This window comes from Amycolatopsis sp. AA4, from assembly GCF_002796545.1.
Lineage (GTDB): Bacteria > Actinomycetota > Actinomycetes > Mycobacteriales > Pseudonocardiaceae > Amycolatopsis.
Genome location: NZ_CP024894.1, coordinates 7,241,393 through 7,255,414 on the forward strand (window position 1 = coordinate 7,241,393; position 14,022 = coordinate 7,255,414).

General features: G+C 70.1%; 9 protein-coding genes. All 9 read right to left on the reverse strand.

What is annotated here, in order from left to right; all coding sequences use genetic code 11:
* Positions 1-22: 22 nt before the first annotated feature.
* Positions 23-3,331, reverse strand: coding sequence for a serine hydrolase (locus CU254_RS33345; protein ID WP_009083285.1), 3,309 nt, complete (start codon positions 3,329-3,331; stop codon positions 23-25).
* Positions 3,328-4,299 carry an ABC transporter ATP-binding protein gene (locus CU254_RS33350; protein WP_009083287.1) on the reverse strand — a complete coding sequence of 324 codons (972 nt, stop codon included), beginning with the start codon at positions 4,297-4,299 and terminating at the stop codon, positions 3,328-3,330. The genes CU254_RS33345 and CU254_RS33350 overlap by 4 nt, the downstream gene beginning before the upstream one ends.
* Positions 4,296-6,221, reverse strand: a complete 1,926-nt coding sequence (locus CU254_RS33355; RefSeq protein ID WP_009083288.1) for a dipeptide/oligopeptide/nickel ABC transporter permease/ATP-binding protein — start codon at positions 6,219-6,221, stop codon at positions 4,296-4,298. The genes CU254_RS33350 and CU254_RS33355 overlap by 4 nt, the downstream gene beginning before the upstream one ends.
* A gap of 1 nt (position 6,222) precedes the next feature.
* Positions 6,223-7,203 carry an ABC transporter permease gene (locus tag CU254_RS33360; RefSeq protein WP_037718388.1) on the reverse strand — a complete coding sequence of 327 codons (981 nt, stop codon included), beginning with the start codon at positions 7,201-7,203 and terminating at the stop codon, positions 6,223-6,225.
* A gap of 8 nt (positions 7,204-7,211) precedes the next feature.
* Positions 7,212-8,804 carry an ABC transporter substrate-binding protein gene (locus CU254_RS33365; protein WP_009083292.1) on the reverse strand — a complete coding sequence of 531 codons (1,593 nt, stop codon included), beginning with the start codon at positions 8,802-8,804 and terminating at the stop codon, positions 7,212-7,214.
* 10 nt (positions 8,805-8,814) lie between these two features.
* Positions 8,815-9,708: a serine hydrolase gene (locus CU254_RS33370; RefSeq protein ID WP_009083294.1), complete on the reverse strand. Its 894-nt coding sequence runs from the start codon at positions 9,706-9,708 to the stop codon at positions 8,815-8,817.
* Positions 9,705-11,090 carry a serine hydrolase gene (locus tag CU254_RS33375; RefSeq protein WP_009083296.1) on the reverse strand — a complete coding sequence of 462 codons (1,386 nt, stop codon included), beginning with the start codon at positions 11,088-11,090 and terminating at the stop codon, positions 9,705-9,707. The genes CU254_RS33370 and CU254_RS33375 overlap by 4 nt, the downstream gene beginning before the upstream one ends.
* Before the next feature lie 119 nt (positions 11,091-11,209).
* The gene (locus CU254_RS33380) at positions 11,210-12,097 is read right to left on the reverse strand and encodes a serine hydrolase (protein WP_009083297.1); all 888 of its coding nucleotides are present in this window, start codon (positions 12,095-12,097) and stop codon (positions 11,210-11,212) included.
* Between the two features lie 214 nt (positions 12,098-12,311).
* Complete coding sequence (locus CU254_RS33385; RefSeq protein ID WP_037715638.1) at positions 12,312-13,967, reverse strand: CdaR family transcriptional regulator; 1,656 nt, start codon at positions 13,965-13,967, stop codon at positions 12,312-12,314.
* Between the last annotated feature and the right edge of the window lie 55 nt (positions 13,968-14,022).

A 14,022-nucleotide genomic window follows, 5' to 3' on the forward strand; every position in this document is an offset into this window, starting at 1 on the left:
GGGAAACCCAGCCCCTCGACCGTCAAGACACCTTGGGCGTCGCGCGGGCGCCGAAGTGCAGGTACGGCTCCCCCGTCGACAGGGTGTAGAAGAGCACCGGCGTCCAGAACTGCCCGCCCGGCATGCGGAGCAGGAACAGCGTGTCCGAAACCGCCTCCAGATCGAATTCCTGGACCTTGTCCGGCATCAGCTCCGCCAGCGGTCCGGTGGTCGTGTACACGATCCGCAACCCACCCTCGCGCTCCACGACCTCGATGTGCGCGCCAGCCCGTTCGTAGACGCCCAGGTGACGGGTCACGTCCACCTCGACCGGCGTGGCCGGGGGTTCGAGCGGACGCGGCATGGCGACGTCGGCGAGTTCGGCGAAGATCTCCCGGTACAGCTCGGTGAACAGATCCCGCGCGTGACCGCCGTTCGTCAGCAGCGTGACCGCGAGGCCCGCGTCCGGCAGCAGGCGCAGGAACGCCGACTGGCCGATCGTGTTGCCGTCGTGGCCGATGACGCGGCGGCCGCCCCATTCGTCGCGGATCCAGCCGAGGCCCCACGAGTCGCCGAGGGTGTGCTTGTCCGGGACGTCGGCCTGCTTTTCCGCCATCGCCGCGGCCGATTCCGCCGACAGGATCCGCGTGCCGTCCGCGGTCAGGCCGCCGGTGAGGTGCAGGCGGGCGAAGGCGAGGACGTCCGCGGCGCGGGCGGAGATCAGGCCGGCCGGTCCGGCCGAACGCGGCAGTTGCCACACCGGAGCCGGGGCCGGGTCCTCGCCGTCCGGCGCGACGTGGCCGACGGCGGCGCGGAACAGCAGCGCTTCCTCCGGCAGCGTGACCGTGTGCGTGAGGCCGAGCGGGGTGTACAGCTTCTCCCGCATCGCGGCGTCCCAGGTTTTCCCGGTGAGCTTCTCGATCACCCGGCCCATCAGGACGAAACCTGAGTTGCAGTAGGAGAAAGTCGCGCCGAGAGGATGGTTCTGCGCGGCCTCGTCCAGCAGCTCGACGAACTTCTCGATGCAGTCGTCGCCGCGGCCGGTGTCGGTGAAGATGTCGCCGTCGATGCCGCTGGTGTGCGTCAACAGGTGCCGCATGGTGACGCGCTTCGTCACCTCCGGATCGGACAGCCGCAGTTCGGGCAGCACGTCGACGATCGGCGCGTCGAGGTCGAGCAGGCCCTCGTCGACCAGCTGCATCACCACGGTCGACGTCCACACCTTGGAGATCGAGCCGATCTGGAACAGCGAATCCTCGGTGACCTCGACCTCGGTCGTCTTGCTCAGCACGCCGTGGGTCGCGAACACCTCCTCGCCGGTGTCGACGCGCAGAATGCCCAGCGACGCACCGGGAATGTCGTACTTGCGCGCCAGTTCCGCGAGCCGCCGGCTCCAGTGCGCGGCCTCGATCGGCACCCGCGAACCCGCGTACTGCTCGACCCAGTCGACCACGCGCCGGTTGTAGTCCGCGCGGTGCGAGGGCGGACCGTCCAAAACGAACAGATGCGCGCCGCCCGGGTACAGCACCAGCCGGGACGGCACGTCGCGCTCGCGCAGCGCGGTGAACCACTGCTCGGCCTGCCCGACGGGACAACGGACGTCCTCGCCGCCGTGCAGGATCAGCGTCGGCGTGCGGACGTTCTCGACCTGCGAGTGCGGAGAGGAGCTCTCGTACTGGCCGGACGAGAGCCCGGAGAATTCGTTGACCGCCATGAAATGTCCGCCGTCGGACGTGCCGGCCAGGCTGGTCAGGTCGCTGACCACGCCGCCCGCGACAGCAGCGGCGAAGCGGTCGTCGCGGCTGGTCAGATAGCAGGTCATATAGCCGCCGTAGCTGTACCCGGTGACGGCGAGCCGGTCCGGATCGGCGAGGCCTTCGGCGACGAGCTGGTCGATCGGTTCGAGGAAGTCCGGTGCGTCCGCTTGTCCCCACGCGCCGATCGCGGCGGTGTAGAAGGCTTCGCCGTAACCGTCGCTCGCTCGCGGGTTGATCAGCAGGACCGCCCAGCCGCGAGCGGCGAGGGTCTGGTGGTACAGGTGGATCGAGTCCGCGGCGCCGTTCCAGGCGTTGTGCGGACCGCCATGGATGTCGATCAGCAGCGGCTGTGCACCGGTGCGTTCGGTGTCGCGGATGAGCCAGCCCTGGACGACGGTGCCGTCGCTGATGGTGAATTCGCGCGATTCACGCGGGAACAATTCCACTTCGGACACTGCGTCGCCGTGCTTCGTCCGCACGTCGACCTTGCCCGTGGTGCGGTCGAGAACCGCGACCTCGCCGAAGGAATCGGCGGTGGCCAGCACAATCGCCGCCCGGTCGCCGACCAAGTCCATTCCGGACACGACATTGCCTTCCCCGGTCAGCACCGCACGCGGTTCGCCGCCGGCGAGGTCCACTTCGTACAGATGAGTGCAGCCGCGGTCGCGGATCGCGAACAGCACGACGTCGCCCGCTTCGGTCAGCTGCGGCAGCGCACCCGGGTAACCCGGGCCGCCGGGCATCACGTTGCGGTCGAGGCTGGCGGCAAGGTCGACCGTCTCGCCGCCGTCCAGCGGCACGCGCAGCAGGCCGAGGTGCCCGGTCGCGGTGTCGGTGCGGCCGACCACCAGCAGCGCCTTGCCGTCCTTGGTCCAGCCGACCGTGCCAGCCATGCCCTGGTCGGTGCCGACCAGCCGCGGTTCGGCGTTGCGCTCGGTGACGTCGAGGACGTAGGCGGCGGACCGGAAGGTGAGGTCGGCGTCGTCGTCCAGGGCCGCGGTGAACGCCACGTGCGTGCCGTCGGGCGACCAGGCGGGCTGGCCCGCGTGCCAGTCGCCGAAGGTGTGCTGCTGGACTTCGCCGGTCGCGACGTCGAGGACGTGCACGTGGCTGCGGAGCGTCTTCAGCAAGCCGGGGCCGTCGGACTTGTAGTCCAGCCGCTCGGCGACGATCGGCGTGTTCTCCGGCGGCGCTTCGACCACCGCGGCGAGGTCGATCGCCGAGGAGAACGCGATTTTGCTGCCGTCCGGGCTCCACACCGGTGCGCCCGCGCCGAGCGGAAGCTTGGTGAGCTGCTCGGCCTCGCCGCCGTCCGCCGGAAGCACCCAGACCTGCGGCGGACCGTCCTGGGCGCGCAGGAAGGCGAGCCGGGACCCGTCCGGGGACCATTTCGGCGCCGCGTCCGCGTTCCCGCGCGTGAGCTGGCGGGCTTCCCCGGACGAAGCGCCGACCGTCCACAGCGCGTCGACGTTCCGGTCTTCTTCCCGGTCCGCGGTCCGGACCACGTAGGCGATCCGGCTGCCGTCCGGCGAAAGCGCGGGCTGACTGGGCGCGGCGAGGTCGTACAGGTCATCGATGCCGAGACGGCGGGTCATACGCTGGCTCCTTGGGAGATCGCGGGCTCGTGGCCCTCGGATTCGGAGAAGTGGCAGGCCGACGCGTGCCGCCGGGGCGCGGAGTCCTCGGCCGGATCCGCGCGGAGGCAGATCTCGCGGTCGCTCCGCACGAGCGGGCCGACCGGGCAGCGCGGGTGGTACCGGCATCCGGCGGGCGGATGGTGCGGATCCGGCGGTTCCGCGTCCGCGGTCGCGCCGGGTTCGGCGTCGAACAGCGACTTGTGCGCCGACGGAGCTGCGTCGAGCAGGTCGCGGGTGTAGGGATGCTGCGGATCGGTGAGCACCTGCTGCGCCGGTCCGGCTTCGACGATCCGGCCGAGGTACATCACCGCGACGAAATCGCTGAGATACCGGATCACCGCGAGGTTGTGCGAGATGAACAGCATCGACAGACCGAGCTGCCGCTGCACTTCACGCACGAGATTGAGCACCGCGCCCTGCACCGAGACGTCGAGCGCGGAGGTGATCTCGTCGGCGATCAGCGCCTCGGGCCGACCGGCGAGCGCCCGGGCGAGCGCGACGCGTTGCCGCTGCCCGCCGGACAGCTGGCCCGGCAGGTGCGCGGCCCGTTCGGGATCGAGATTGACCAGCTCCAGCAGCCGGGCGACCTCGGCCGAGCGGTTCGTCCCGCGCGGCATCGCCTCGGCGATCGACTCGCCGATGGTCATCCGCGGGTCGAGCGAGGAATACGGGTCCTGGAACACCATCTGCAGCGGACGCCGGCGCGGCAGTTTCCGCACGTCCACGCCGCCGAGCAGCACCCGTCCCGCGCTCACCGGCGACAATCCGACGGCCGCCCTCGCGAGCGTCGATTTGCCGGAACCCGATTCGCCGACGAGGCCGACGACCTTGCCCGCCGGGACGGTCAGCGAAACGCCGTCCACCGCGGTGAGCCCACGCCGTCCGCCGTACCGGACGCTGATCGAGTCGAAAACCAGTTCGCTCATTCCGCCCCTCCCGCCACGACCGCCGCGCCCACTGCTTCCGACCGCCCTGTTTCCGACCCTGCCGCATCCGGATGCCAGCACGCCACCCGGTGTTCCGGCGCGAGCACGGTCAGTTCCGGGTCCTCCTCGCGACACCGGTCGGTCGCCAGCGGGCACCGGCTCGCGAACGCGCAGCCGGGCGGCATCTGGTCCGGTTCCGGCGGACGGCCGGGAATCACCGCGAGCGGCGCGGCCAAATCTGTTTCCAGGTCGAGCGTCGTGGCCAGCAGCGCCCGCGTGTACGGATGACGCGGCGTGAGGTCCGGCCCGGCGGCGGGCAGATCCTCCACGATCCGTCCCGCGTACATCACCAGAATCCGTTCGCACGTCTGGGAAACCACCGCGATGTCGTGGCTGATCAGGATGATCGCGGTGTCTCGTTCGGCGCGGGTTTGGGCCAGCAACCGCAGCAGCTGCCGTTGCACGGTCACGTCCAGCGCGGTCGTCGGTTCGTCGGCGATGATCAGCCGCGGGTCGCCCATCAGGCCCATGCCGATCATCGCGCGCTGCCGCATGCCGCCGGAAAACTCGTGCGGGTACTGCTTCGCCCGCCGTTCCGCCGCCGGAATCCGGACCGCGCGCAGCCGGTCGATCGCCCGCTCGAACGCCTTGGCCCGCGAAAGCCCGTGGTGCTGCTCGGAAACCTCGGCGAGCTGGCGGCCGATCCGCCGGGTCGGGTTGAACGACGTCATCGGGTCCTGGAACACCATCGCCAGCGACGTCCCGAGCAGCGTCCGCAATTCGCGTTCCGGCGTGGTGAGCACCGGAGTGCCGGCGAAGTCCAGCCGGTCCGCGGTCACCGAACCGGGCGCTTCGATCAGCCGCGACACCGCGAGCCCGGTCAGGCTCTTGCCCGAACCGGATTCTCCGACGACCCCGATCGCCTCCCCCGCCCGCACGGTGAAGCTCACGCCGCGCACCGGAACCGTCCAGCCCGTCGGCCGGGGAAACGCGACTTCCAGGTTCTCGACCACCAGCACGGCGTCGTCCGCTGCCACCAAGTCCACTTTGGACTTCCGAAGCACCCGGGGAGCCAGCCGCGGCAACCTGGTCCGCACGCCGATCACCCCGGCGACGGTCTCGCCGAACAGGTTGAACGCGAGCCCCGCGATCACCACCGCGACGCCGGGGGCGAGCGCGGCCGCCGGGTTGATGTAAATGCCGTTGAGGCCTTCGTTGAGCAGCCGGCCCCAGTCGTACTCCGGAGCCTGCACGCCGATCCCGAGGAACGACAGCCCGGAGAACGCGAGCAGCGCACCGCCGGCGCCCATGGTGGCGTTGATCGCCAGCGGTTCCCCGATGTTCGGCAGGATGTGCCGGAACAGCAACCGGATCCGGCCGACTCCGGCGACCCGGGCGGCGGACACGAAGTCGCGTCCGGCGACCGAAGCCGACAACGTCTGCGTCAGCCGGGCGAACTGCGGGGCCAGCGCGAACCCGATCGCCATCACCGCGCCTTGCGTGCCCACGCCGAAAATCACCGCGAAGAACAACACCAGCAGCAGGCCGGGGAACGCGACCGCGATGTTGATCGCCGCCGTCAGCAGCCTGCCGAGCGGACGCGGCAGCACCGCGGGCAGCATGCCGAGCACGAGTCCGGTCGCGACGCCGAGCGCCGCGGAGATCAGCGCCAGCAGCACCGAAAGCCGGGTCGCCACGAGCACGCGGTAGAAAATGTCGCGGCCCAGTTCGTCGGTGCCGACCAGGTGGTCGCCCGACGGGCCCTGGCTGATCGCGTTCGTGTCGATCGCCGAGGCCGCGTCCTGCCACAGGATCGGGCCCAGCACCGCGAGCGCCAGCACCAGCACGAGCAGGCCGGCGGCGAACGCGCCGAGCGGGGTGCGCACGGCGGCCAGCCACTGTTGTCCGCGCCGTTTCGCCATCTCAGTTCTCCCGGATCGTCGAACGCGGATCGAGGACCGCGAGCAGCAGGTCCACGATGAGGTTCACCAGCAGCACGCCGATGCCGTACACGAGCACGATCCCCTGCACAAGCGGATAGTCCTTCTGCAGAATGGATTGCGAGATCGTCGAACCGAGTCCCGGCCAGGCGAACACGTTCTCCACCAGCACGGTGCCCGCGACGAGGCTGGTGAGCATCAGCCCGCCGAGCGTGAGGGTCGCGGTCAGCGCGTTCGGCAGCGCGTGGCGCAGGTAGACCAGCCGGGCGGGCAGCCGTTTCGCCCGCGCGGTGCGGACGAAATCGTTGCCCAGCACGGAAAGCGTCTCCACGCGGACGATCCGGGACAGTGTCGAGGCCGGGCCGAGCGCCAGCGCGATGACCGGCAGCACGAGCGAACCCGCGCCCTCGTGTCCGGCCACCGGGAACCAGCCGAGTTGCACCGCGAAGAACGCCACCAGCGCCACCGCGAGCAGGAACTCGGGGATCGCGGCGAACAGCACGGTGGTCGACGTGAACCCGAGTTCGGTGCCGCGGCGGCGGCCGCCGCGGGTCAGCACGGCGAACGTCAGCCCGAGCGGGATCGCCAGCCCGATCACCACCACGAACGCCGGCAGCGCCAGCTGCAGCGTCGCCGGGAGCCGGTCGGAGATGACGTCGCCGACCGGTTGCCCGGTCAGCATCGACGTGCCGAAATCACCGCGGAACAGCCCGGCGAAATAGTCGAGATACTGCTGCCACAGCGGATGGTCCAGCCCGAGCGCGGCGCGGCGGGCGTTGACCAGCTCGATCGGCGCGGTCAGGCCGAGCGCCGCGCGCACCGGATCGCCGGGGATCAGCTGGAGCATCAGGAACGCCATGGTCACCAGCACCCACAGCGACACCACGAACCGTCCGAGGCGGCGGGCGCCGAAGGTCAGCCAGGGACTGACCTTCGGGCCCGCGACGGCGACAGTGCCGGTCATTCCCGTCATCAGGCGTACATCCGGATGGTGGACGGCTGGAGGTAGCCGTTGACGATCTCGAACTTGGCGTTGCTGCCGTAGGTCGGGATCACCGAGTTCGCGAACAGCACGGCGTCCTGCCTCTCGAACAGCGCCGATTCCGCGGCCGTCCAGTCCGCGCAGCCCGCTTCCCCGGCCTGCGTGGCCGCCTTGGCGACCAGCGACTCGTACTGCGGGTTCTTGATGTGCGCGAAGTTCGTGCCCTGCGGCGGTTCCCCGCCGGACATGAACGGCACCAGCTGGCTGGGCAGGGTGAGACCGACCGGCGCCATCGAGATGTCCCACTCGCCGGTGGCGAACAGCAGCTGGCTCAGCCCCGGGCTGTCGACGCCCTTCAACGTGACGTCGACGCCGACGCTCTTCCAGCCCTGCTGCATCAGCTCCGCGCCCGGGGGCATCGTCGGACCGGCCTGCGTGCCGTAGATCGCGGTCAGCGCCAGCCGCTTCCCGTCCTTCACGCGGATGCCGTCCGGTCCCGGTTTCCAGCCCGCCTGATCAAGGGCCGCCTTGGCCGCGGCGACGTCGAACCCGGGGATCTTCCCGGTGACCGAATCGCCGTCGCACGGCCGCGGTTCGATCGTGACCATGCCCTTGACCGGCGCGCCGCCGTCGCGGGTCAGCACCTTCGCGACCTGCGGGAGGTCGATCGCCTGGACGAGCGCGCGGCGCATCGCCTGGTCCGCGCCGAACCGGCCGGGCGCCTGGTTGAAGAACAGCTCGCCGAACGGGGACACGATGTCGGCGTGGTAGAGCCGCTGCGCCTTGAGCCGCTGCTGGTCCTGCCCGATCACCGAGCCGGCGTTGACCTCGCCGGACAGCAGCAGGTTCGACATCGTGGTCATGTTCGGGATGATCCGGACGTTGATCTTGTCCGGCAGGCCCTTCTGTTTCGGGTCGAACTGGCCGGGACCCCACGTGTAGTCCTTGCGCCGGGTCAGCGTGTAGTGGTCGTTCGGGACGATCTCGGTCATGGTGAACATGCCGGTGCCGTTCTCGCCCTTGGCGAGGGTCTTGCGGTCGGCCAGCCCCTTCGCGCAGACGATCGGCAGACCGGCGATGTTGCGCAGCAGGAAGGCGTCCGGCGCTCCGCTGGTGATCGTGACCGTGCCCTCGCCGGCGACCGCCTTCGTGCGCGGGGCCACCGTGACGCCGGCGAGCGGGGATTTGTTCGCCGGGTCGCCGACGAAGTTGATGTTCGCCGCCACGTCGGCCGCGGTCAACGGGCTGCCGTCGGCGCAGGTGATGCCCTTGCGCAGGGTGAAGGTCGCGGTGGTCGTGGTGGCTTCCCACTTCTCCGCGAGCGCCGCCTCCGGATCGCCCTTCGCGTTGAGGTTGATCAGGCTGTCGTAGAGGAACCCGTCGAGGTTGCGGGCGACCGACAGCACGGTGATCGCCGGGTCGAGCGTTCCCGGATCGGTCGGAATGGCATAGGTGAACGTCTTGCCGTCGACCAGTTTCTGGTTCGCGGTCCGGTCCGTCCCGGATTGCGCTGATCCCCCGCACGCGCTCACGGTCAAGGCCACCACGCCCGCCATCGCGGCGGTGAGCCGGGCAGTTTTCATGGGATTTCTCCTACGGGGTCGCGCTCTGGAGGTGGTCGATCGCCAGCCGGGCGGCGGCGCCGATGGACGCGTCGACCGCGGGAAGGCGGTCTTCGAGAGAATGCGCGCGAGTGAACACCGCGACCGCGAACTGGCGGCCGTCCCCCAGGGTCACCACTCCCGCTTCGTTGCGGATTCCGGGCAGAGTCCCGGTTTTCGCCGCGACTCGCACGCCGGACGGGAAGCCCGACGAGAGCCGGTGCGGCCAGATCTGCTGCGCCATGATCGTGCGGACCCGTTGGCACGCTTCGGGTTCGCCCGCCCGGTCGGTCCAGATCGCGTCGAGCAGTTCGGTGATTTCGCGCGGTGTGGACGACGTGGTGCGTTCCGGGTCCCGGACCGCCAGTTTGTCCAGCTGCTCCGGCGTGGCCTCGCCGAACAGCGCCTCGAGATCGGATTCCGGGGTGCCGCCGAGATCCGCGATGACGGACGCGAACAGGTCCTCGCAGCAGCCGATCAGCCGGGTCCGGGCGAGCCCGAGATCGGCCAGCACCCGGTCCACCGTTTCCTGGCCGAGCCGGTGGTAGACGACGTCGGTCGCGGCGTTGTCGCTCATCGTGAGCATGAAGTGCGCGAGGTCGCGCCAGCTCATCTCGACGTCGTCGGCGCAGCCCGCGGTGCCGATGCCGCCGGTCCGGTACCGCGCGGTCACCTTGGTCCGTTCGGTGTCGTCCAGCCGGCCGGCGGTGACCTCGCGGGCATAGGCGAGCGCCACCGGGATCTTGAACACCGACGCGAGGACGACCGGATCGTCCCCGCCCGCCGACACGTCGGGCCCCGGCACGCCGATCTCCCGGGCGTGCAGGAACCCTTCCGCGCCAGCGTCCGCGAAAACAGCTTCGATCCGCTCGCGGATCCCGCTCACTGGGAGACCCGTCGGTCCGCGCGTCCCGTGTGGATGAACTGCGCGCGGCCGTTGCCGTCGTCGCCGATGAAGGCGTGTGCCAGGTAGACGCCCGGCAGCTGTTCGGTCTTCGCGACGAACGTGTCGCCCCGATACGGGAACAGCTCTTCCTTCTCCGAGGGCGCGACCATCTCGGCGAAGATTCCCTTCGGGGTGCGCTTCATCCAGAGCTTGCCGTCCTCCTCGGTGACGACGGTGTCGCCGACCATCGACGTGTACTCGCCCAGGTAGCGGGACAGGTCGGCGGGCGCGGCGGCGGGGTTCGGCTCGGGCCGGGCCGGAACGGTGACGCCCGCGAGTTCGTCCAGCAGCTTCGTGAAGATCTCCTGGTACGCGTTCAGCGGCTGCCCGCCGTTGGTCAGCAGCGCGACCGCCACGCCCTTTTCCGGAACCACGCGCAGGAAGGACGACTGGCCGATGGTGCCGCCGTCGTGGCCGATCACCTTGCCGCCGTCCCAGTCGAAGAGCATCCAGCCGAGACCCCAGTGGTCGGACATGCCAAGGTCGGGCACGTCCACCTGCGATTCGCGCATCGCGAGCAGCGATTCCGGCAGGACGACCTGGGTGCCGTCGTCGGCCTTGCCGTCGTTCAGGTGCATCCGGACGAAGGTCAGGAGATCGCGCGGGCGCATCGCGAGCGTCGACCCGGCCGGCGCGTTCGAGCGCGTGAGCGCCCAGACCGGCGCGGGCACCGGGTCCTCGCCCGGCTTCGGGGAAATGTGGCCGATCGCGGCGCGGTAGCGGATCGCGTCGTACGGACCGGAGGCCGCGTGGGTCAGGCCGAGCGGCGCGAAGAGGTGCTCGCGCACGCAGTCGTCCCAGCACTTGCCGCGCAGCACCTCGATGACGCGGCCGAGCACGCAGTAGCCGGCGTTGTTGTAGGAGAAGCGCTCGCCGGGCGGGAAGAGCTGCGGCACGTCGGACAGCGTCGCGACGAGCTTCTCCACGCAGTCGTCGCCGGGTCCGGTGTCGGTGAAGATGTCGCCCTCGAAGCCGGAGGTGTGGCACGTGAGCTGCCGGACGGTGATCACCGCGGCGGCCTCGTCGTCGCCGAGCGCGAACTCCGGCAGGTAGTCGCGCACCGGCCGGTCGAGGTCCAGCTTGCCCTCGTCGACGAGCTGCATGGCCAGCGTGGTCGTCCACACCTTGGTGATCGACCCGATCTGGAACACCGAGTCCACAGTGGACTCCACGCCGGTGCCCTTGTTGACGACGCCCGCCGCGTGGTCGATCACCTCGCCGTCGGCGAGCACCGCGATCGCGGCTCCGGGAACCTGATGCTTGGCCAGCAGAGCGGCGAAATTCTCCTGAAGCCAGGTCTCGATTTCGGAAATTTTCGACATGTGCACCTTCTGTCCGGGGGATGGTGGACCGGCGTTTCGGAAATGCTAGGTCGGTGGCGGACATCACTTGTTCGTCCGGACCGAGGAGAGCGCGGGGAAAGTTCCTCCGCTCCGACGAATCAGGCCGCGCGCAGGGACTCCACTGCCGTCGCCGCGGCGAAACCGATGAACGCGTCGCGCTCGGGCACCCGGGAGCGGGCGTCCTCGGCGCGCGTGAACACGGCGACCGAATACCGGCCGCCGTCCGGGTACTCGACCACGCCGACCTCGTTGCGCACGGCGGGCAGGGTCCCGGTTTTGCCGCTGGTGCGGATCCCGTCGTCCGGGAACCCGGAACGCAGGCGGTGCGGCCAGACCTGCAGTTCCATCCAGCGCCGGACGTCCGCGCACGCTTCCGGCGCGGCCGCCTCGTCGCGCCAGATCAGTCCCAGCAAGCGGGTCATTTCGGCGGCGGTGGTCCGGCAGGATTTTTCCGGTTGCAATGCGCGCAATCCGGAAACCTGTTCGTAGGTCAATTCGGCGAGCGCCCGTTCGTCGTCCTCGTACGAGAGGCCGAGATCTTCGCCGATCGTGGCGAGCAGTTCGGCGCAGTCCTGCGGCACGACGGTGTGCGTGAATCCGAGGCGCCGCAACGTGCTGTTGACCGCGTCTTTGCCGATCTCGGCGAGAATCAGGTCGGTGGCAACGTTGTCACTGATTCCGATCATCAGGATCGCCAAATCGTGCCAGGACATCAGGACTTCGTGGCGGAAGGTGGCGAGGCCGTACGGACTCGGCGTCGGATGCCCGGGCTTGACCGCGATCCGGGCGCCGAGATCGAGCGTTCCGTCGGCCGCCTGGCGGGCCAGTTCCAGCGCGATCGGGACCTTGAACACCGACGCGGGGACGACCGGAACGTCCTCGCCGATCCCGAGGCTGCGGTTTCCGTCGACCTCGGCGGCGTGCAGCCGGACCTCGACGCCGACCTCCTCGGCGCGGCGGGCGATCGTTTCGGATGCGGTGGCCATGACCCTCCTGTCTACTGTGGACATACCCGGCAGCGGGCAGGAGGTCTTGGCGCGAAAGCGGAACCTCGCTGTTCCGGCCTGCCGATTTCCCCATTGTGTTGGGCCCGGCGGGGACCGGGGTTGGTGCGATCGCAGGAAGGTTGCCAGGAGGTTTCCTGTCGGTGGAGCAGGGCGGGGGCTGGGTTCTCGTGAGTGGCAGAACCGGCCTAGCCACTCACGACGTCTCCTCGGCCCTTTCCCCGCGCGGCAGCAAGTGCAATTGCACCATCGCGGCGAACCGGTCCCCCGGATCGTCGAGATCGATCCCGCCGACCTCGGCGAGCCGGCGCAACCGGTACCGGAAGGTGCTCGGATGCACATACGCCGCCGCCGAAGCCGCGCTGATGTCGCCGAACGAATCGAGCCAGCAGCGCAATGTGTGCACGAGCTGCGACTGGTGCTTCGTGTCGTATTCCAGCAACCGCGCGATCGGGCCGGTCGCCACATCGCCGCGCGCGGCGGAAAGGTCGGCCAGCTCCAGCATCAACGCCTCGATATGCGCGTCCTCGGCGGTGATCACCCGCTTCGTGCCGCCGTTGGTGAGCAACACGCGCAACGCGCGGTCGGCCCCGTCGCGAGAGGCACGCAGGCCGGACCCGTCCAGCGCCAGCGGGCCGATGCCGATCGCCGCGGCGACCCGGCGGCCGGTGCGCTCCAGGAAGGTCGACGCGACGCGCGCCGAGCGTTCGCGGCAATCGCCGTGGTTCCCGGGCATCGGGACGATCCCGTACGCGACGTCGCCGACCAGTGCGACCGCCGAGCGGGGCTGCACCGCGCTGAGGTGCATGGCGAACGCGTCGGCGACCCGCTGGCGTTCCGTGACCAGCCGGAGGTCGTCGTCGGGCGCCTCCAGCAGGCCCATGGCGAGCACGATCGTGGGCTGCCCCAGCAACCCGAGCCGCGCGATGGCTTCCTGCGCACCGGAACCGCCTTCGAGCGCGGTGCTGACCAGATCGGCGCGCAACCGGCGTTCGACGTCGGCACCCGCACGCAGCCGAAGCATGTGCAGCGCAACGATTTTCGACGCGTCGATCAGCGCCGCGGTACGTTCCTCGCTGAGCTCTTTGTCGACAGCGGCCCAAATCGACCCGAGGACCTCGTCCCCCGCCCGGACCGCGAGCGCGGCGCGAGTCATGACGATTTTCTTGTCGTAGCCGTCTCCGGGATAGACGTAGACCGGGCCCTGCTCACGGTAGAGCCGCTCGAAAACGCCGTCCTTCTCCAGCTCGCGAGTGAATCGTTCCGGCACTTGGCGACCGAGGATCGTCTCGACGCGCGAGGGGTCGGCTTCGTCCTGGCGGCCGGAGAACGCGAGGACGCGCGAGTTGCGGTCCTCGATGGTGACCGGCGCGTCGAGCAGCGCGGCGATGGCGTTGGCGAGCGCGAAAAGATCGCCGGAAGGCATCCCGCCGAGCGTCTGCGGGGAAACGTCGCCGACGTCGCCTTCGGCGAGCAGCGTGCGGAGCATGGCGGCCAGCTGCGCCCACGACGCGCCGCTGGCGAGGCCGAGCAGCGCGACCCCGGAGGAATTGGCCGCCCGCACGAGTTCCGTCGAGGCCGCGACCGGCGACCGCACGACCAGCGCGGTCGCCCCGCGCGCGGCGACGGCGTGCAGGAGCTGCCCGATCTCGCCGGATTCGCGGACCCCGACGCCGAGGACCACCGCCTGGGCCGGGAACTCCGCGTCGTCGTGCGGATCGTGGATCACCACCCCGCCGAGCTGGCGTCGCGTGTCCCGTCCGACGGCGACCGGTTCGAGGAGCACGTCCCCGAGCGCTTCGAGGACGCGTCCCAGACTCGTGTGCGGCTTGCTCGGCACCGGTGTCAGCACCCCCCGAAGGTAGATCCGGCCTCGTGCGGACCGGCTGGTCCGATCCGACCAAATC